Origin of the sequence: Pseudoalteromonas prydzensis, assembly GCF_001661495.1 — a bacterium.
Lineage (GTDB): Bacteria > Pseudomonadota > Gammaproteobacteria > Enterobacterales > Alteromonadaceae > Pseudoalteromonas > Pseudoalteromonas prydzensis.
In genome coordinates this window covers 31,041-51,124 of sequence record NZ_BDDT01000021.1, presented here as the reverse complement: position 1 = coordinate 51,124, position 20,084 = coordinate 31,041, and the positions used below count along the sequence as shown (strand labels likewise).

The 20,084-nt window shown below is 38.5% G+C and carries 15 protein-coding genes, 2 tRNA genes, 1 rRNA gene and 2 pseudogenes; 14 read left to right on the top strand and 6 right to left on the bottom strand.

All coding sequences use genetic code 11. The annotated features are described in order from the left end of the window. Positions 1-483 (bottom strand): 16S ribosomal RNA (locus tag A7968_RS21870); the annotation flags it as partial. A gap of 662 nt (positions 484-1,145) precedes the next feature. Here A7968_RS21870 and A7968_RS21865 point away from each other — a divergent pair. From A7968_RS21865 to arsJ, 5 genes are read left to right on the top strand one after another with little or no spacing between them, the layout of a single operon-like run. Beyond that, positions 1,146-1,967 carry a metalloregulator ArsR/SmtB family transcription factor gene (locus tag A7968_RS21865; protein ID WP_064668626.1) on the top strand — a complete coding sequence of 274 codons (822 nt, stop codon included), beginning with the start codon at positions 1,146-1,148 and terminating at the stop codon, positions 1,965-1,967. Between the two features lie 11 nt (positions 1,968-1,978). Further along, the gene (gene arsB / locus A7968_RS21860; protein WP_064668625.1) at positions 1,979-2,995 is read left to right on the top strand and encodes an ACR3 family arsenite efflux transporter; all 1,017 of its coding nucleotides are present in this window, start codon (positions 1,979-1,981) and stop codon (positions 2,993-2,995) included. A 20-nt stretch (positions 2,996-3,015) separates the two neighbouring features. Then, entirely contained in the window at positions 3,016-3,507 is a 492-nt protein-coding gene (locus tag A7968_RS21855; protein ID WP_064668624.1) for a phosphatase domain-containing protein, read from the top strand. 16 nt (positions 3,508-3,523) lie between these two features. Further along, positions 3,524-4,534: an ArsJ-associated glyceraldehyde-3-phosphate dehydrogenase gene (locus A7968_RS21850; RefSeq protein ID WP_064668623.1), complete on the top strand. Its 1,011-nt coding sequence runs from the start codon at positions 3,524-3,526 to the stop codon at positions 4,532-4,534. Positions 4,535-4,537: 3 nt separating this feature from the next. Continuing rightward, positions 4,538-5,755 carry an organoarsenical effux MFS transporter ArsJ gene (arsJ, locus tag A7968_RS21845; RefSeq protein WP_064668631.1) on the top strand — a complete coding sequence of 406 codons (1,218 nt, stop codon included), beginning with the start codon at positions 4,538-4,540 and terminating at the stop codon, positions 5,753-5,755. Here arsJ and A7968_RS21840 read toward each other — a convergent pair. Next, positions 5,749-6,516 (bottom strand): EAL domain-containing protein, encoded by a 768-nt coding sequence (locus A7968_RS21840; RefSeq protein WP_064668622.1) that lies wholly within the window; start codon positions 6,514-6,516, stop codon positions 5,749-5,751. The genes arsJ and A7968_RS21840 overlap by 7 nt on opposite strands. Positions 6,517-6,958: 442 nt before the next feature. Between A7968_RS21840 and A7968_RS21835 the strand changes: the two genes are divergently transcribed. Together A7968_RS21835 and A7968_RS23655 are read left to right on the top strand one after the other, a co-directional pair. After that, a complete protein-coding gene (locus A7968_RS21835) occupies positions 6,959-7,378 on the top strand; it encodes a hypothetical protein (protein WP_157586810.1) in 420 nt (139 codons plus the stop codon). A 356-nt stretch (positions 7,379-7,734) separates the two neighbouring features. Beyond that, positions 7,735-7,983, top strand: a pseudogene (locus A7968_RS23655) (site-specific integrase); the annotation flags it as partial. Positions 7,984-8,231: 248 nt separating this feature from the next. Here the strand turns inward: A7968_RS23655 and A7968_RS21825 are convergent. The 4 genes and pseudogenes from A7968_RS21825 to rtcR form a co-directional block, all read right to left on the bottom strand. Continuing rightward, positions 8,232-8,666 (bottom strand): annotated as a pseudogene (locus A7968_RS21825) (STM2766 family helicase-associated protein); the annotation flags it as partial. A 196-nt stretch (positions 8,667-8,862) separates the two neighbouring features. Then, a complete protein-coding gene (locus A7968_RS21815; protein ID WP_064668617.1) occupies positions 8,863-10,902 on the bottom strand; it encodes an STM2767 family DEAD/DEAH box helicase in 2,040 nt (679 codons plus the stop codon). A gap of 424 nt (positions 10,903-11,326) precedes the next feature. Beyond that, positions 11,327-11,403 (bottom strand) — tRNA-Ile (locus tag A7968_RS21810). Positions 11,404-11,625: 222 nt separating this feature from the next. Beyond that, entirely contained in the window at positions 11,626-13,251 is a 1,626-nt protein-coding gene (gene rtcR, locus A7968_RS21805) for an RNA repair transcriptional activator RtcR (RefSeq protein WP_227008884.1), read from the bottom strand. Between the two features lie 254 nt (positions 13,252-13,505). On the opposite strand from rtcR, the gene A7968_RS23260 reads away from it, so the two are divergent. The 7 genes from A7968_RS23260 (at position 13,506) to A7968_RS21770 (ending at position 20,076) form a co-directional block, all read left to right on the top strand. Further along, positions 13,506-13,575, top strand: a tRNA-OTHER gene (locus A7968_RS23260). Between the two features lie 253 nt (positions 13,576-13,828). After that, positions 13,829-14,998 (top strand): slipin family protein, encoded by a 1,170-nt coding sequence (locus tag A7968_RS21795; RefSeq protein ID WP_208855853.1) that lies wholly within the window; start codon positions 13,829-13,831, stop codon positions 14,996-14,998. 52 nt (positions 14,999-15,050) lie between these two features. Continuing rightward, the gene (locus tag A7968_RS21790) at positions 15,051-16,274 is read left to right on the top strand and encodes an RtcB family protein (protein ID WP_064668615.1); all 1,224 of its coding nucleotides are present in this window, start codon (positions 15,051-15,053) and stop codon (positions 16,272-16,274) included. A gap of 10 nt (positions 16,275-16,284) precedes the next feature. Further along, entirely contained in the window at positions 16,285-17,334 is a 1,050-nt protein-coding gene (gene rtcA, locus A7968_RS21785; protein ID WP_064668614.1) for an RNA 3'-terminal phosphate cyclase, read from the top strand. A 28-nt stretch (positions 17,335-17,362) separates the two neighbouring features. Continuing rightward, complete coding sequence (locus A7968_RS21780) at positions 17,363-18,631, top strand: multifunctional CCA addition/repair protein (protein WP_064668613.1); 1,269 nt, start codon at positions 17,363-17,365, stop codon at positions 18,629-18,631. Then, a complete protein-coding gene (locus tag A7968_RS21775) occupies positions 18,618-19,436 on the top strand; it encodes a nucleotidyltransferase domain-containing protein (protein ID WP_064668612.1) in 819 nt (272 codons plus the stop codon). The genes A7968_RS21780 and A7968_RS21775 overlap by 14 nt, the downstream gene beginning before the upstream one ends. A gap of 49 nt (positions 19,437-19,485) precedes the next feature. Next, a complete protein-coding gene (locus A7968_RS21770) occupies positions 19,486-20,076 on the top strand; it encodes a TrmH family RNA methyltransferase (RefSeq protein ID WP_064668611.1) in 591 nt (196 codons plus the stop codon). The last annotated feature ends 8 nt before the right edge of the window (positions 20,077-20,084 follow it).

Here is a 20,084-nt window from a genome sequence, read left to right as displayed (position 1 = left end):
ACGTCACAGCTAAGCTCTATTAAAACTTAACCTTTCCTCCTTACTGAAAGTGCTTTACAACCCGAAGGCCTTCTTCACACACGCGGCATGGCTGCATCAGGCTTGCGCCCATTGTGCAATATTCCCCACTGCTGCCTCCCGTAGGAGTCTGGGCCGTGTCTCAGTCCCAGTGTGGCTGATCATCCTCTCAAACCAGCTAGGGATCGTCGCCTTGGTAAGCCATTACCTTACCAACTAGCTAATCCCACTTGGGCTAATCTCTTGGCGTGAGGCCCGAAGGTCCCCCACTTTGGTCCGTAGACATCATGCGGTATTAGCAGTCGTTTCCAACTGTTGTCCCCCACCAAAAGGCATATTCCCAAGCATTACTCACCCGTCCGCCGCTCGTCATCTTCTAGCAAGCTAGAAATGTTACCGCTCGACTTGCATGTGTTAGGCCTGCCGCCAGCGTTCAATCTGAGCCATGATCAAACTCTTCAATTAAAAGTTTTGTGTCTTTCGACAGCTCAATGAATTCTGAATTATTTAATATCTTTCGATATTGAATTGACTGTGCTGAATAATTACCGAAGTAACTATTCTGTTGGTCACTCAGTTTCAATTGAGACTCTAAATTTGTTTGTCTTACTACCTAAGTAGCTCGACTGTTAGAACTCAATCTGTACGAGTGCCCACACAGATGATTGCTTTATATTGTTAAAGAACGTTGCGATTAAAGCGCATTGCTTTATCTCGCTAGGGCTGCGCATATTACGCTTTCCTATTTTTTTGTCAACACTTAATTTTAAACTTTATTAAAAATCTAAACTCAAGTTTTACTTAACACCCTGAGTAGCTCATGCCCCGCTATGCGTTGCGCTCTGCCGTCTCAGTGGGGTCGCATTATAGGGCGCCGCGGATTTTACGCAAGCGTTTTTATGACATTTTTTGTATTTATTTAGCTTTTGGAATGGTTTTTGAACGAACGGTATAAAAACACGGCTAAACTTGCAGATTATCTGACTATATAACTAAGTTAACTTAACTTAAAAGTAATTGAGACTCCTCAATTTGTATTTGCCGAGTAAATTTATTTATAAATCGAACTTTACATATGAAAAAACATATATACAATTTAATGCATATTAAATCATCATCCAGTATTTATGAACAAACACAACCAAGTCAAACGCTCTGTGCTTTTTCTGTGCACGGGTAACTCTGCGCGCTCACAAATGGCCGAAGCATTATTAAGACATAAAGCCGGAGATAAGTTTGATATATATAGTGCCGGTACGTCACCTGATGGTATAGACCCCCGCACCATAGATGTACTTGTAAAGTTTGGTTTAAATACAGACACCTTACGATCAAAAGATATTAGTGAATTCGCAGACTCGCAGTTTGATTATGTGATCACTTTATGTGACAAGGCCAATCAAGAGTGTCGAAACTTTGCAGGTGCTAAAGCACAATTGGCATGGGACTTCCCAGATCCAAAGAGCCGCATTGGTAATAATCCATTTGCTACCACGCTAAATGAACTAAATAACCGACTATCAATGTTCTTAATGATAGAAACAACACAGCAAAATACATCACTTAGTGATGATGCTTCAACGTTTGAGCAAGTATTAACAATAGATCCAGTTAGTTTTTATAAATGTCTCACTGATGACATTCGCTTAAAAACATTAATGCTAACTAATTATTATGGTGAGCTATGTGTATGCGAATTAATGACTGCTTTGCAGGAAGATAGCCAACCTAAGGTGTCGCGCAATTTAGCCGTACTCAAAAAAGCAGGCGTTATTACTGATAGAAAAAACGGCCAGTGGGTGTTTTACCGTATTAATCCACAGTTGCCACTTTGGATTAAAACAGTCATTGCCCAAACAACCGAAAACAATATTGATCTCATCACCACACATATTGAGCGCTTAGCTAATATGCACAATCGCCCAGATAAAACTAGTTTTTGTAATTAAGGAGAACATCAATGGGAGTTTTTGAACGTTACTTATCTCTGTGGGTTGGCTTAGCCATTATTACTGGTGTTTTGCTTGGCCAATGGCAGCCTGATGTTTTTCAAATGATTGCTGATTTCGAGATAGCCCATGTAAATATTGCTGTCGCTGTATTTATTTGGGTGATGATTTTTCCGATGATGGCGCAAATCGATTTTTCATCAATTAAAGATATAGGCAAAAACCCGAAAGGCCTGATACTCACCTTAGTGATAAATTGGTTAATCAAACCATTTACTATGGCGGCGCTTGGTTGGTTATTCTTTAACTTTATATTTGCAGATTTGGTAGACCCACAATCCGCACAAGAATATATAGCTGGGATGATTTTACTTGGTGTTGCCCCCTGCACTGCGATGGTGTTTGTTTGGTCACAACTCACAAAGGGCGATGCTAACTACACACTGATTCAGGTATCGGTTAATGATGTCATTATGATTTTTGCCTTTGCGCCTATATCTGCGTTGCTATTAGGCGTGAGTGATATACAAGTACCGTGGCAGACCTTACTGATTTCGGTTGTGCTATACGTATTACTGCCATTAACCGCAGGGGTGATCACCCGCAAAGCATTAAATAAAGGCAAAGACGAGCAAGCGCTTAATCACTTTTTAGCAAAGTTAAAGCCTTGGTCTATGGTTGGCTTGATCGCAACTGTAGTTTTACTCTTTGCTTTTCAAGCAAATACTATTTTGGCAGAGCCACAAACAATCGTGTTAATTGCTATTCCGTTGATCATTCAAACCTACGGTATTTTTGTTATTGCTTATGCTGCGGCTATTTGGATGAAACTTCCTCAAAAAATTGCCGCCCCCTCTTGTTTAATTGGTACATCAAACTTTTTTGAACTTGCTGTTGCTGTGGCCATTTCACTATTTGGCTTACATTCGGGCGCAGCTCTAGCCACTGTTGTAGGTGTATTAGTAGAAGTCCCCGTGATGCTATCGTTAGTTGCCATCATTAATCGCACCCAACATTGGTTTAAATAATTATAGAAAAGGATTTAACAATGCCACTTCACCCATTTGATTCGTTAAATTTAGAAAATGGCGCAAAGCTTATTTTTACGCCCTGCCCTGGTACTAAACAAGCATCCCTTGAAGAGTCAGTGATCACACTAAAACAAGCCGGCACCAGCATGCTACTTACACTAATGTATGACCATGAGATTGCTAACAATAACATCGAGCAGCTACCCACTATTTGCGCTGAGCATGATATCTCTTGGCTGCAACTGCCTATATTAGATGATGATGCCCCCGATAAAGAGTTTGAAGCGCAGTGGTTACAACATAAAGAGGCCATTCTAAACGCACTAAAGAACCAAGCAACTATTGCGGTGCATTGTAAAGGCGGCACTGGCCGCACAGGTTTAGTGATTGCGCTTATTTTATTAGCCTATGGCTGGCCTGCGGCGCGCATTGTTGAACACGTGCAATTGATCAGACCCAAAGCATTAATAAACACACAGCAACTAAATTACTTTAACTCGCAATTATAAAATTAAGGACTTAACCATGACAATAAAAGTAGGTATTAACGGTTTTGGCCGTATGGGCCGTTTATCAATGCGTGCGGCTTTTGATTGGGATGATATAGAAATCGTTCATATTAACGACCCTGCAGGTAATGCTGAAACGTTCGCCCATTTAATGACATTTGATTCTGTACACGGCAAGTGGCATCACGAAGCAAGCCACACCGACAATGCCATTATTATAAACGGTAAAGAAATTGGCTTTAGTCAAAATACTAAAACACAAGAGACTGATTGGTCACAATGCGATGTGGTAATTGAAGCTTCTGGTAAAATTAAAACAAAAGCACTACTGCAAGCTTACCTAGATCAAGGCGTAAAGCGCGTTGTTGTGACAGCACCGGTAAAAGAAGACGGTATTTTAAATGTTGTAATGGGTGTAAACGACCACCTTTATAATAAAGATACTTACCCAATCGTCACGGCGGCATCATGCACAACCAATTGCTTAGCTCCTGTGGTTAAAGTTATTCATGAAAAGATTGGTATCAAACATGGTTCAATCACCACGATACACGACATAACCAATACTCAAACAATTATTGATGCCCCACATAAAGACTTACGCCGTGCGCGTTCATGTGGCACAAGTTTAATTCCTACCACCACAGGGTCAGCAACAGCTATCACGCATATATTTCCTGAGTTAAAAGGCAAATTAAACGGTCACGCTATTCGTGTACCACTTACTAATGCATCTATCACTGATTGTGTGTTTGAACTTGAGCGTGGCACAACGATTGATGAAGTAAATACCTTACTTAAAGACGCCGCCGCGGGTGAGCTTAAAGACATTATGGGTTATGAAGAACGCCCGCTTGTGTCTATCGATTATAAAACTGACCCTCGTTCAAGTGTTATTGATGCACTTTCAACTATGGTGATCAACAACACACAAGTAAAACTCTACGTGTGGTACGACAATGAGTGGGGTTATGCAAACCGTACAGCTGAACTTGTGCGTAAAGTTGGCCTAGCCGATAAGGAATAGTTGATAGTGGATCGATTAAAAGCTCTTCCGCCACAAATAAAACAATACTTAATAATTACTGGTAATTATTGGGCGTTTACTCTTACTGACGGCGCACTACGTATGCTTGTAGTGCTGTATTTCCACCAGCTTGGTTACAGCCCGCTCAGTATAGCGATGTTGTTTTTGTTTTATGAAATTTTTGGTGTGATCACTAATTTAGTGGGCGGATGGCTTGGCGCTCGGTTCGGCCTCAATAAAACCATGAACATTGGCTTGGGCTTACAAATAGCCTCTTTAGCCATGCTCATGGTACCTGTTGATGCACTCACTGTTATTTATGTTATGGCAGCACAGGCACTATCTGGAATAGCCAAAGATCTCAACAAAATGAGCGCAAAGAGTGCGATAAAACTCCTAGTACCAAAAGATGCGCAAGGCCAGCTATATAAATGGGTGGCTATTTTAACCGGCTCTAAAAATGCACTCAAAGGGGTTGGCTTCTTTTTAGGTGGCTTGTTGCTTAACTTACTGGAGTTCCACGGCGCAATTCTTAGTATGATCATTATGCTCACTGCGGTCTGGCTATTTAGCCTCTTTGCTTTAAAAGAAGACTTAGGCAAAGCTAAAAATAAAGCCAAATTTAATGAGCTGTTCTCAAAAAGCAAAGCCATTAATGTACTCTCCGCTGCACGGATGTTTTTATTCGGTGCTAGAGATGTGTGGTTTGTAGTGGCACTACCAGTATTTTTAGCTGCAACATTTGGCTGGGAGCATTGGTGGGTTGGTGGCTTTATGGCAAGCTGGGTTATTGGTTATGGCATAGTGCAATCATTTGCGCCTGCTTTTACTGGTAAAAAGTCAGGGCAAGTACCCAATGGCCGTAGCGCATTTTTATGGGCTAACTACTTAACCATCATTCCTGCACTGATAGCCTTAGCGCTGCATTATGATTTTTATATACAAGCAGCCATTATTATCGGCTTACTGATATTTGGTGCTGTATTTGCTATTAACTCATCATTACACAGTTACTTAATCGTTAGCCTTGCCAACAGTGATGGCGTATCGTTAGATGTAGGCTTTTATTATATGGCCAATGCTATGGGGAGATTACTAGGCACTGTTTTATCGGGCTGGGTGTATCAACAATATGGACTTGAAGCCTGCTTATGGATCTCAAGCTGCTTTATTGCCCTAGCAGCACTGTTATCGCTGGCACTACCAAAGAGTAATCAATAGTCAATAAAATCAACTACTGGCAAGCTCTCAAAGCCTGGTTTAGCAAATAAATACCCTTGCATTAACTCAATACCTGCGGCTTTTAACCATGTATATTCTGCAAGGGTCTCAATCCCCTCTGCTAATGGGGTGATATTTAATTCACGAAGCATATTTAAGCTATGAGTCACTATTGATTGGCGTACTTTATCTGAATCGATATTTCGGATCAGCTCCATATCGAGCTTAATAATATCCGTTTGAAAATCGGCTAATAAATTAAGGCCCGAGTAACCAGATCCAAAATCATCCAGAGCTGTTGTAAAGCCTAGAGATTGATAATATTCAACCACTCGCTTAATGTGAGCACTGTCTTCTATTTTCTCAACTTCAGTAAACTCAAACATAATTCGTTGCGTCGGAAAGTTATATTTTTTAGCTGCTTCTAAGGTGGTACGAATACACCGCTCAGGCTTATAAATAGCATTGGGTAAAAAGTTAATGCTAAGCATAGAATCAACCCCTAACTTAGCGGCTAAAGCAATCGCTTTTATTCGACAGAACTGATCAAAAGTATAACGATTTTCTTCATTTACTTTTGCGATAACAGAATATGCAGACTCATTATTAATGCCTCGCACTAGAGCTTCATAGCCAAAGATAGAGCGCGTCTTACAATTTACAATTGGTTGAAATGCCATAGTAAAATCAAAGCCTAGGCCTTCTAAATCGGCACAGTCATTACACGATACCTTTTCACATTCAGTTAGTTTGTCATTCATTCAGCACAACCCATTTTTGTCTATTTTTTCATAGTAGTAGAGTTAAAAGCGAAAGCCAACCTTACTTTAACTATTGCATGTAAAATCAAGTTTTTAGCACTTAATCAAATCTAATTATTGTTAATTGTACTCCTTGGCTTTAGTTAGAAAAGTAACCTATGTTCCTAACAATACTAAATTTATGCCAACGTAAAAACCGAATACTTCATCTGGCCTCACTTGAAAGCTCAGCATCTAATAATTAGAAAAGCTATCTAACTGTCGTGCTCGGTTTTAACCGTAACCACTTTTTACAGTACATAGAATTCCGCTATGCAAATATCCCTTAACGCTGCACTTTGAAAAATAGAAAGTATATTCCAAGCCCCCAAATATGGAACGCTTAATGCATCTGTTTTTTAAACCAAATAACTTGTCAACTTTTTGCCGCTCGGGACACGCAATGAACCTAACAAATATACCTTCATCACTTCTTACAGATCCAAACTATTTAAAGCAAATACAAGCAGGCACACAACAAACAAATGACAAAGAACAGCTAACCTCTACCACAGAGGTGGAGAGTAGCGAAGAAGACACTGCTGAAAATAAAACTGACAACAATGAGACGGTAGAAAGTACACAGCAACAAATGATTAAAAACATTAAAGAACTGCAAGAAAAAATACGCGCACTTGAAGCTGACAGCAGCCTTTCAACAGCAGAACAACAAGCACAAAAAGCTGAATTACAAAAAGAGTTAGACAAAGAGCTGGTTACGATCCAACTTAGCGTAAAAAAGAACGTATCAACCTTGATGGGAAGTTTATTTTCGTCAGCAAGTAATACTAGCTCAGGTTTATTGTTCAATCACAGTGCTTAAAGTTATTTTATAACTTTTTAATACAAATCAAAAAAGCCCCATTGAGGGACTTTTATTAATTATCTTTGGGTTGCTGATGCTTTATTTACGACTTGAACTTGGGAAGAAATAGCTCGTTCAATAACTTGGCTATACACTCTCTTTTTTTCACCCGAGCTAGAGTTAAGCACGAAATCTGAAAGCTTAGAGTTTTGCGTTGGCTTTGGCTTAATTAAATTTGAAAACATAAACACTCCTAAAGCTCGTTTTTTGAGCTGGATGGTGATTCTATCGAGCTCTGTAGAGCTTCTCTAGTGATTTTTCATCTAAGCCAGTATAAACAAATTCGTCCTGCTAAAAGAAAAAAGCTATAGCAAGTGCGTGATAGGGAAATTAACTATTTGCAACGTTATGATATTGGTGGCGGTCATAAATGGTCATGCTCAAAAGCATCTGATCGCACACTCTTTTTTTCAAATGGCGGTCATGGCCTCAGGCATAGCTACGCACAAGAGAGAATGAATGAATTAAAAAACTTTGGCTTAAGTAGAGCTAGGGCTCTCGAAACCGAGTCGCAAGAGCTTGGCCATTTTAGAGCTGAAATTACTGAGGTTTACTTGAGATAGAAGCCCAGACAATTTAATGCACACTTGTTTCATTAAGTTTTGCAGAATTTTAAGTCTTTAAAATCAATTTCTTTTTTTTCATTACTTTTGCAGACTCAAAGAAAATAAATAATTTTTTGGATTTATTACTATCAAGAAGTTCCTTTTTCCCCTTCAAACTGAGAAATACAACTGATGTAGAATTAGGCTTTACTGTTTAATTGCTTATCAGCAGTTTTATGATAAAGAATGCCTCTGGATAGTTAAAATTACTTATATGGAGGGCTCAAATAGTGACATTCTGTAGACACGTTTAGAATATTCAATAATTCTTCATCATTTAATGGATGCTCCAATCCAACTTTGAAAGTAACCTTTGACGTATAAAAAACATCTAAATGATGCTCTGGATGTATATGACCACTTTTTCTTTCTGGGTCTATATCATACCTGATATAACCATCTTCCATGAATAACAGCTCTTTTATAAAGAGCCAAAAACCAGGTCTAAGCTCTCCTTTCTCAAGCACCAAAGTTGCAAACTCAGATATACATGAAGCATTTTGAATAGTTTCATTAGATAAAATTTGAATAGCTTCTGATATGACAACACTATCAATTTCACCTATAGAAGTACTTTGTATCGAAAGAATGCCATCACTTTCAATAACTTTAAATGGAAACGCAAAAGAGAACACTTTATTTTCTAAAAAAAAGTGATCCTACTCATTTTACTTATAGATAAAGTAATCTGCCCTACAGCGTGAGAATCATTAATAACATGATTAACTCTTATTGCCTTTACGGCATTCAATAAAAGAAGCACCAGCTGATACTTAGTTCTTATAGGACTGAGTATCCTTTCTTTTAAACTTTGACTCAGCTTAAATGAATACGTCTTCATTGTCTGTGAATCGCTAACGTTTCCATATTTACCTCAACTAATTTTTTCACTGCATCATAGGTTATATCCTCTACAGATATATTTGTAATAAGCCCTCTAATAGGATCTCTCCACAATGATGGCACATCTAGCTCATCAAATACTGCCTCAGCAATTTCATAAGCAGACTGAGTTTGATCATCGTATTCAATATTTGTATTAATTAATTGTTTCTCTTCTTCTGAAGGACAAATTACTTCGATATAGTCATTTTTCTCGATAGTTTCTAATCCAGACTCAAGTGAAGCAAGCTTCAGGTCTTCGCTCTGACTTATTGACTCTGGGATTAATAAAAACGATTGTATAAACGAGCGAGTTAATAACATATATAGTGCATTTCTTTCATGTTTAGCATTTGAGATAAAATCAGAAATACATATAACAAATGGGAACTCTAGTCCTTTTACATTATTTTTATTACTTATGAATAACTCCCCTTTAACCTTATGCTTTGATTCATAAGCTTTATTTAACTTCCAGCCAAACCTCTCTTCAACAATTTGCTCAAGCTCATCGGCAAGCTTGTAACCAACTTTATTACTTAAAGTAAAAACAATACCAATATCATCAGGCTCTAGAGTAGGGTTGTTTAATCTTAAGTTCTCAATTAGTTCAACAACACGGCTATGTATTTGAAAACGATTATTAAATTTCACAATATTCATGCTTTGTATATTATGCTCTTTTAAATCTTCAAATCGCCTTAAGGGTTCTCTTTTAAGCCTGTATACTTGACCATTATTTACTTTATCTACTTCATAGCCGCAAGCTTGCCACTGCTCATCGTTTAACCATCTAAGCTTTTTATCTTCAAACAATCCCATTCCAAGGCCATGGGCAAACATAAGAGTTTTAGGATCAGTTCTATAGCACTTACTTAATAAAAAATTTGGTTTTATTTCACTTACAATATTTTCATCGAAAATACTTTGAAATATATCACCGGCAACATAAACAGTTTCTTTAGTTACCATCTGACACAATTCTATAAACTCCGCTGGGAAGTCCTGACTTTCATCAATTAAAACATAATCAAATGCATATCCCACTTTCTCAATATCAACCTTTTTTAGTTCTTCAATAGCCATTCTACAGACCATTGAAAAAGGCCTAGAATATGAAAAAGAAAAGAAAGGTATAGAGTATTTTCCACAAATGTATCTATAAGTACCTGAATTAATATCAGACTGAGACCCCCAAGCATGCACACACCACAAGCGCTCTCGCCATTCTATTTGTTGCGTGACTTTCATAAAATTAAAGAATTCAGGGATCCGCTTACTGAGGCTGGAAGCTAAGATTTTATTGTGACATGTTAATAAAATTTTAGAATCAACTTTATTTATATATATATCTTTTAATTTATGCAGCAAAAGCTCAGTCTTACCTGTGCCAGATAAACCTTGAATTCGAACTAAATCTTTTATTTTTTCTTGATAGACAAACCTTGTCTGCTCACCATCAAACAAAATTATTTTTTGTTTTATTTTGTCGAGAATGTTCTCAGGGATTCCCTCTTTAACCCTTTCTATATCATTTATGCTACCAGTAAAAAGAGAGATTAGTAACTCTGACTTTTTCCTTAAAAGAGGCTCATCTAACTTATTTTTTTGTAATAACTGCTGAAGCGTTTGAGGTGTTTGAATAAGTGATTGTTCGGAATGATAAACAATTTCTTTGCTCCACTTGCGAGAACGGCCTAAAACATCTTTATATTCATATGTATCTGAGATAGAACTGAGATCCTCAACTACATCTAAATGATAATCTTCAAAAGCCTCATCATCTTCACCAAAGTCTAAAATCATGATCTTGTGATCAGGAATAAGGACTATCAAACCACCTTCGTAATCATATGTATACTTACTATGAACCAAAGGTTTATTAACAACATACACCTGCTTTAAACTTTTTTCCGCATAAGCTTCCAATTGATTAATAAAGTCACTATTGGCATGTTTTGGTTCAGCATGGAGATAAAAAAAACTATTAGACATTCTTAGCTCTTGTTATTGGGTTTTGACTTAACATATACAACACAGCCATTCTGTCAACAAAAGAAACTTAACTATTTAACGAAAAATTGATTCATGACTAAATTCCACTCTTAGAGTTTCCAAGATTAATTCCATGACTTGTTAGCTGTTTAGAATATTAGTAAAACTGTGTTTTAAGCTATCATACTGATGTTTAACGTATAGATTACAAACTTTTTACTCACAAGCTATATGCGGTTATGCTATCAATTGTTTCTCGTTAGAGGAAATCAGTATAGCTAAATACAACTAGCATCACAGCTGATACTAGAGTTATTAGCATAAACTAAAATTTAATATTCAAGATAAGCTATCCAACTACTAGAATAAAAAGTAGCACAGGGTAATTTATGTTAGTAGTTATTTACTTGGGAAGCTTGTAAAATGGTGGCCCCTCCCAGACTTGAACTGGGGACCTAACGATTATGAGTCGTGTGCTCTAACCAACTGAGCTAAGGGGCCATTTTGTATTAGCATGTGTTTTTAAAACAAAGGCTAAATTTTAGAAGCGTTTAACCACCTAAGCGACTAAAGCGGGTTGCAGTATAAAAAGTTTTTACTGGCTTGTCACTAGCAAAAACCTTTATTTTAACAATCAACAAGCTAACTGCTTAAATAGTAGTCGCAAACCACTTGATTGCGTATTTAATCCGCAGCTACACAATAATTATGCATCGGGATAAGTTATGTGGCTTTAACCTGCAGTTGTTTTGATTTAGGCGAGATATCACTCCACTTCAAACCAAATTTACTTAAATATTTTTGCAAACGGCTTGAATCATTGGCTTGAGATTTAAGCCTGCGGCTTACATTAAATAACTCCCTGCCAGCTGATGCCATACTATTGTGACGCTGGCAGGTAGTAAGTACGTGGCTAAGCTGATTAATATCAAAGTTATCTAACTCTTCTATCTGAGTATTTTCAAGATAATCACAAAGGACAGTCGACGCTAACTGTTGATTTTGCGGATACCAAGCTTGCTTTAAGCGATCTATTTCATCTTTCACATCTTCTACTGTGATACGTGAAGAATCAGCCAATGTGCATAATCTTGTAATTGCAGAGCTCAAATCACGAAAGTTGCCAGTCCATAATGCCTCGTTTGAAGTGGCAAAACCAATGAAGGCATTTTTAGCTTCTTTATTAAATTGCACGCGATCCCCCATTTTTTTAGTATAGAGATCAACTTCATAATCAATATTTGCTGGAATATCTTCTTTTCGATCTTTCAGTGCTGGTAATTCGTATTCCCACAGGTTAATACGAGCAAACAAGTCACTTCTAAAATGACCTTGAGCTATCTCTTTTTTTAAATCTCTATTGGTACCTGCAATCAACTGAAAATTGCTTTGAACAGGTGTATCGCTACCAACTGGGTGAAAAGTTTTATTTTCAAGAGCATGCAGCAGCATTGCTTGCTCTTCTAATCCCAGCTCGCCGATTTCATCTAAAAAAAGTACGCCATCATGTGCGCTCAATAAAAACCCATCTCTTGCTTGAAGCGCGCCAGTAAATGCACCTTTTGTGTGACCAAATAACGCAGCCATGGCATTCTCGCCTTTTAAAGTGGCACAATTTACAGAAACCAACGTGCCTTTTAGCATTGAACGCTTTTTCTTTAATTGAAATATACGGGTTGCAAGCTGGCTCTTACCCGCCCCAGTAGGCCCAGTTAAAAGCATGGGATCGTGTGAGCGAATTGCTACTTTTTCTATTTGTGTGATCAGTTGATTAAAGAAAATATTTTTAGTTTCTATACCGCCTTTTAAAAACTCCTTACCTTGCTGATGCTCAATATCAAACCGCGTAGCTAATTGATCATACTTAGATAAATCCAAATCGATGATCTGTATACGCCCTATCGATTTATTATTGTTATTATGATCTGGTGATGTTTGAATCAAACGCCCTGGAAAGTGCCGGCTTTCTGTAAGCAAGTAACTGCATATTTGCACAACATGCGTACCCGTTGTGATATGAAATAAGTAATCGTTTTTATCAGTATCAAAAGTGTAGTGTGAACACCAATCAAAGAGCTTGGCATACACTTCTTCAAAGTCCCACGGATCGCTAAAATTAAGCTGGTGCAACTGCACATTAGTTTCAGGAGAGACAGACTCAATATCCACTGCAACATTATTAGCAAGGCGACTACTGTGATTGTCATGCAGCATATGTAGCTGGTTAACGATTAGATTATCTTGACTACATAAACTTATATTAGGCCGCCACTTAGCCCATCGATCGACTCTCTTACCGACATAATCTAACTGCGTACCAATTAAGCTAACGACTACTGTATCTTTCACAACCGTATCCATATGGATAAAAACACTACACAAAACAATACAAAATAACGAAAGATCTATCAAGCGCAACAGCTAGAAACACACAAATTTAGTTAATTTAAGTCTTAAAAACAACAACTTAAAAACAAATAAAAATATTTAAACAAAACTGGCACATGACTTGTATTTACCTAGGAGTCTGATTAATTAGGTGTGATTCAAAAAGTCACTCTGGTGCGCTCAACACTGTTGCCGCGTATTCCCAATCAAACAACTATTAAAGTAGCTCAGAGGTAGAGCAACGGTTCATTGCCGTGTGCGAAGGTTCGAATCCTTCCTTAATAATACCCTTTAAAGGTAGCTCAACTGGTAGAGCAGCGGTTATACCGCCTGTTGTGGGTTCAAGTCCCACCCTAAATATAGATATAAAAACGTTAGTAAGTCGTTATTACCAATGCTTAGTAAACGCCTCAGGCGAATGAACGGTGGCAAGCTGGACGCTCCCCATCGCTATGCAGTTTTGGGCTTTTATTAAACAAGTATTTAACTCTTACTAACCCCTTAATTTAAGGGAAGTAAAAACAATAAGGAATTTAAAATGTTAAGCAAAAAGTTGTTTCAAAAAATAGTCGAGATCACTGAAAACCAAAGAGTGCTTGTGTACAAAAATCAACAACTAATAGATGTACTCACACCTGGAAAACATAAACGTTGGGATTTTAAAAATGAATTATCGTTTGAGTATTTTGATATAAACACACTGTACTTTTCAGAACAAAATGCTGAAAGGCTGTATCGAAATAATCCACAGCTAAATGAACATATTTTTCACTGTAAGCTAAGTAACACGGAAGTGGGCCTGTTGTACGTTAATGACCTACTTGAAGGGATCGTCGCACCTAGCGAACAATTATATCTATGGCAAGACGCGGGTGATATTCGACTAGAGAAAGTATCTATCGACGAAGAAATAGCCCTAGATGATAAAACGCTTTTTTTAATTAACCGTGCTGGCGCAAATACAGCGTCACGTTTAATTAAAAGTGAACGTACTGTTGCGGTTAAACCGATTGCGGATTTAAACATAGCAAAAGAGCACATTGGTTTACTGTATGTAAATGGTCAGCTATTAAAACAACTAACACCTGGTCATTACGGTTTTTGGCAATTTAATCATGAGATTGAATTAAAAACCTTTGATTGCAGAACACAGTTACTCGAGATCTCAGGACAAGAGATCCTCAGTAAAGACCGCGTAAGCTTACGCATTAATTTGAGTGCCAATATTAAAGTACATGACGCTCAGCTTGCAGCGCGAAGCGTTGATAACGTGAATGACTTTGTCTACAAAGCGTTGCAGTTAGCATTACGTGAAGCCGTTGGCACCAAGTCGCTCGATGATATCCTTTTGGATAAGTTGTACGTAAATGAAACTGTGAAAGAGCTGGTTGCACAGTCTTTAACAGACATTGGTATCACCCTTGCGAACGTAGGTGTAAAAGACATTATTTTGCCAGGTGAAATGAAAATAATATTAAACCAAGTAGTTGAAGCGCAAAAAGCAGCAGAAGCCAATGTAATTAAAAGACGCGAAGAAACGTCAGCAACCAGAAGCTTACATAACACTGCAAAAATGATTGAAAACAACCCAACACTAATGCGTTTAAAAGAGCTGGAAGCATTAGAAAAAGTCGCCGAACGAATAAACAATCTGACTGTGTACGGTGGATTAGAAGGATTAATGAACGGCGCAGTAAAAATAGCCTAACCAGAAAGCGTTACGCAAAAAGTAATAATGAAAAGAATTGAGGAAAAAACGAATGTGTAAAAATTATAACGTAATCGAAAACCAAGGTAGTGTACCAATTAAAGCATGGACCAAAGGCGTCCCTTTTGAAGAGCAAGCCCAACAACAACTAAACAATATTGCACGTATGCCCTTAGTGCATTCACATATTGCCGTGATGCCAGACGTGCATTTAGGTAAAGGCGCAACCATTGGCAGTGTTATACCATCAGTAAATGCGGTTATTCCCGCCGCAGTGGGTGTTGATATTGGCTGTGGAATGGTCGCCACTAAAACAACTTTAACAGCAAGCCAACTACCTGATAACTTGTTGGCGATTAGACATGCTTTTGAGTCAGCAGTCCCGCATGGCAGAACCAGCAATAGAGGCAAAGCAGATAGAGGTGCATGGCATAACATACCCGATATAGTGGCGGGTGAATGGCTAAAATTACAGGCGCGGTTTGAACTTATTTGTGAAAAACACCCTGCAATAAAAAAGAGCAATCATGTAAACCATTTAGGTACAATGGGAACAGGCAATCACTTTTTAGAGCTGTGTTTAGATGAGCACGATATTGTATGGATCATGCTGCACTCTGGCAGCCGTGGCGTGGGTAACCGTATTGGGACGTATTTTATTGAGTTAGCCAAAAAAGAAATGCAGCGCCATCAAATCAATCTACCCGATATGGATTTAGCTTACCTTGAAGAAGGCAGTGACTTTTTTGATGATTACGTTGAAGCGGTTGAATGGGCACAAGACTTTGCCGCCAAAAACCGCGAAATTATGATGTTTAATGCCATAGCAGCATTACGTAAGCAAATACCTGTAGCGTTCTCAACTCATGAACTTGCAGTAAATTGCCACCATAATTATATTTCCCGTGAGCATCACTTTGGTAAAGACTGCTTTGTAACACGTAAAGGGGCAGTAAGAGCTGAAAAAGGGGAAATGGGCATTATTCCAGGCAATATGGGCGCACGATCTTTTATTGTTCGTGGTTTAGGAAACCCTGAAAGCTTTAATAGCTGTAGCCATGGTGCAGGCCGGGTTATGTCTAGAACAAAAGCCAAGAAGGTGTACAGCGTTGAAGATCAAATTGCCGCCACACAAGGCGTAGAGTGCAGAAAAGATGCCGCTGTTATTGATGAAATCCCTCACGCATACAAAGATATTGAAAAAGTAATGACAGCACAAAAAGACTTAGTTGAGGTGGTTTATACCTTAAAACAAATAGTTTGTGTAAAAGGATAAAGATAATTATATGACCACACAATTTATAAAAATAGATGGCTCACAAGGTGAAGGCGGCGGCCAAGTATTAAGAACCGCCCTAACACTCTCTATTTTGACCCAGCAAAATATTGAACTTTACAATATAAGAGCAGGTAGAAACAAAACAGGGCTATTACGTCAACACCTGACATGTGTTTTAGCGGCACAAGAGATTTGTGGTGCCAGTATTGAAGGCGTTGAACTTGGCTCAACGCATATTCGCTTTTCGCCGGGCAAAATAAAAGCCGGTAACTTTAATTTTGCCATTGGTAGCGCAGGCAGCACCGTATTGGTATGCCAAACAATTTTACCTGTATTGGCACTGGCACCAAACTGCTCAACCGTCACATTTGAAGGCGGCACACATAATGGAATGTCACCTTCTTTGTGCTTTTTAGAACAGTCATTTTTGCCCATACTGAAACGCATGGGTGTTGATTGCCAGATTAAAACGACAGCACTCGGGTTTTATCCTGCAGGCGGTGGAAAGTGGCAAATAAGCGTTCAACCAACAACAAAGCTTAAGCCAATTAAGTTAACTACTGCTGGTGCTCTCTTTGCTAAACAAACGAATAATTGCTCTCTAACGGCACTAGTAAGCTCACTGCCATCAAGCATAGGGCAGCGCGAAATTAACACAGCTAAAAAAGTCCTCAATTGGCACGATGCACCAAGCCTTGTGCAAAACGTGATCACCCCAGGCCCGGGTAACAGTTTTCAATTAGGTATTGATAGTGAAACGCATCGTTCTGTTTTTGAGGTCAGGGGAGAAAAAGGATTATCAGCACAAAATGTAGCAAAACGCGCAGCAGGCAGAGTCAATGTATTTATTCAATCTCAGGCGGCGGTTGAAGAGTATTTAGCCGACCAATTATTACTGCCCATTGCACTGGCAGGAAGCGGCAGCTTTACAACAACTAAACCTAGCTTGCATACAATAACCAATATAAATGTTATTAAACACATATTAGGAAAAGAGATACAGTTAAAGCAATTAACACAGTGCCTGTGGCATGTTTCACTAACACAAGACACTTAAGCAGGATTAAAAATACAGCGGTAAAGTAATGAATAATAAACTTAAAAAAGTCTACTTAGTCGGCGGAGCAGTGAGAGACTCATTACTAGGCCATCAGTCAAAAGACAAAGATTATGTTGTAGTAGGCGAAACACCTGCCACCTTAATCGCATTAGGTTATCAGCCTGTTGGCAGTGATTTCCCGGTTTTTTTGCACCCAAAAACAAAAGAAGAATATGCCCTTGCCCGAACTGAGCGAAAAAGTGGCAAAGGCTATATTGGCTTTACAGTGGATGCCAGCACCTCGGTAACGTTAGAAGAAGATTTAGCTCGGCGGGATTTAACTATTAATTCAATGGCGATGGATGATCAAGGCAATATTATCGATCCTTTTAATGGCCAAGCTGATTTAAAAAACAAAATACTCAGGCACACCACCGCCGCTTTTGCAGAGGATCCCGTGCGCGTGTTACGGATTGCACGCTTTCTTGCCCGCTTTGGTGAGCAATGGTCAATACACCCAGACACTCAAGCGCTTATGAACAAACTAAAAGAAAGCGGCGAACTTGCAAACTTAGTACCCGAACGTGTATGGAATGAAACCGAAAAGGCATTGAACGAGAAACACCCGCAGTTATTTTTTCAAGCGCTTAATGGCTTAGGGCTATTTCCTGAAATTGAAGCGATGCAAGGTATCCCTCAACCTAAAAACCACCACCCTGAGGGGGATGTTTACATTCACACCATGCTGGTACTAAAGCGAGCTGCTGATTTAGGTTTTGATGTTGAAACACGTTTCACCGCCCTTACTCATGACTTTGGTAAAGCTTACTGCTATCAAAAATATGGAAATTTACATGGTCATGAGCAAGTAGGCATTAAGGTGATAAATGAATTTTGTGAGCGCTTAAAAGTACCGAATAAATTAAAAGCGCTGGCAGCTTTAACAAGTGACAACCACACTCGATGCCATAAATTATTTGAGCTAACACCTAAAAAAGTACACAGGTTTATCGTTGAAAAAATGAATGCTCTTGAACATCCACAGCGTTTTTTACAGTTTCTTCAAGCGTGTTTATGTGATGCACAAGGTAGAGGCGAAGACTTTGTAAATAAAGACTATCCACAATTTCAATTAGCGCAGTCACTATTAAATGCATTAAGGCAACTCGACAGAAAAGCCATAGTACAACAAGCCATTTCAAGAGGTAAAAGCGGCCCGCTAATTGGTGCAGCAATGCGAGAAGCGGAAATAAATTGTTTACGCAATTGCCTAACCGAATTAAAAAATAAAGAGTTACACTATGAAAATAAATAACCAAGAAAATACAGTAGATCAGCGTATCAACAAAGATATTCATACTGAAATTCTACGCAGAATAAAAGCCGCAGAAGCTGAGCACAATGTTAAGGTACTTTACGCGATAGAGTCAGGTAGCAGAGCGTGGGGGTTTGAATCTCCTAACAGCGATTACGACGTGCGATTTATTTACGCGCACCCAACAGACTGGTATTTAGCAGTAAACCTTGAAGATAAACGCGACGTGATTGAATACCCAATCGTCGATGAAATAGATATAAACGGCTGGGATATTCGCAAAGCCCTAAAATTATTTTATAAATCTAACCCCGCGTTTATCGAGTGGCTACAATCACCCATTGTGTATGTAGATGACCACCACTTTGCAACAAAAGCGCGCGAATTGCTGCCACTTATCGCGTCATCAACACGAGGAATTTATCACTACTTGCATATGGCTAAAGGCAATTTCCGTGAATATCTTAAAAAAGAGCAAGTCCCCCTGAAAAAGTATTTCTATGTTTTAAGGCCTTTATTAGCAATTATGTGGCTTAAAAAATATAACGAGCCGGCACCTATCGAATTCGATACTTTACGCAAGTTAGTAGCTGATGATACCCCACTTAATGAGGCAATATCGGCACTGCTGGCATCAAAACGCGTCAGTTTAGAGAAAGAGTATATTAAAAGCGTGCCAGTGATTAATGAGTTTATTGAGTCAGAACTAACGAGACACGAAAACTACAGATCAAAATTTGAAACAAGAGACGTCGATTTTGAAGTGTTAAATCAACTTTTTGTTGAAGTGCTTGAGTCCAACTAAGTATTACTCAAAGTAAATAAACATTAGACTCATTTAGGAGAACTGAGATATGAATGATTCAAAGAGTACTATTCGCCAAAGAGCAGATGAAATTAAAGCATACCAATGTAAAAATTTAATCGCGGTTCTAGAAAATCCTATGGATATTAAAAATATAGGCGCAGTCATTCGTAATGCAAATGCGCTTGGTGTTGAAAAGATTTATGTTGTTGATTCTCGACATTCTTTGTCTGATGACTGGGAAGAATTAAGAGGGCGAAAATCACTATCCAGAATCTCTGTCTCAGCTTCAAAGTGGACTTTTGTTAAACGCTTTAATAGTACAGAAGAATGCTTTGCGCATCTGCAAAAAAATAGGTTTGTATCAGTAATAACCTCTCCACACATTAAGGGTAAACTAAATCAAATCCTTCATGAGGCGGATTATACTCAACCGAAGTTAGCTGTATGGTTTGGTAACGAATCACGAGGTGTAAGTGATACAGTTGTAGATAACAGTGAGTTTTGTATTTCAATTCCCATGTTCGGTATGATTGAGAGCCTAAATTTAGCAACGACTACCGGCATAGTTTTTTATGAAATCACAAAGCAGCGCCGCGAATATCAAGCTAAATATAAACGGGCCCATAGAAAACCCTAGCAATGTCT

Excerpts from the sequence above, each read along its gene's own strand:
- A7968_RS21865 (WP_064668626.1), top strand. The coding sequence starts at position 1,146 with ATGAACAAACACAACCAAGTCAAACGCTCTGTGCTTTTTCTGTGCACG.
- arsB (WP_064668625.1), top strand. The coding sequence starts at position 1,979 with ATGGGAGTTTTTGAACGTTACTTATCTCTGTGGGTTGGCTTAGCCATT.
- A7968_RS21855 (WP_064668624.1), top strand. The coding sequence starts at position 3,016 with ATGCCACTTCACCCATTTGATTCGTTAAATTTAGAAAATGGCGCAAAG.
- A7968_RS21850 (WP_064668623.1), top strand. The coding sequence starts at position 3,524 with ATGACAATAAAAGTAGGTATTAACGGTTTTGGCCGTATGGGCCGTTTA.
- A7968_RS21840 (WP_064668622.1), bottom strand. The coding sequence starts at position 6,516 with ATGAATGACAAACTAACTGAATGTGAAAAGGTATCGTGTAATGACTGT.
- A7968_RS21835 (WP_157586810.1), top strand. The coding sequence starts at position 6,959 with ATGAACCTAACAAATATACCTTCATCACTTCTTACAGATCCAAACTAT.
- A7968_RS21815 (WP_064668617.1), bottom strand. The coding sequence starts at position 10,902 with ATGTCTAATAGTTTTTTTTATCTCCATGCTGAACCAAAACATGCCAAT.
- A7968_RS21795 (WP_208855853.1), top strand. The coding sequence starts at position 13,829 with ATGTTAAGCAAAAAGTTGTTTCAAAAAATAGTCGAGATCACTGAAAAC.
- A7968_RS21790 (WP_064668615.1), top strand. The coding sequence starts at position 15,051 with ATGTGTAAAAATTATAACGTAATCGAAAACCAAGGTAGTGTACCAATT.
- rtcA (WP_064668614.1), top strand. The coding sequence starts at position 16,285 with ATGACCACACAATTTATAAAAATAGATGGCTCACAAGGTGAAGGCGGC.
- A7968_RS21780 (WP_064668613.1), top strand. The coding sequence starts at position 17,363 with ATGAATAATAAACTTAAAAAAGTCTACTTAGTCGGCGGAGCAGTGAGA.
- A7968_RS21775 (WP_064668612.1), top strand. The coding sequence starts at position 18,618 with ATGAAAATAAATAACCAAGAAAATACAGTAGATCAGCGTATCAACAAA.
- A7968_RS21770 (WP_064668611.1), top strand. The coding sequence starts at position 19,486 with ATGAATGATTCAAAGAGTACTATTCGCCAAAGAGCAGATGAAATTAAA.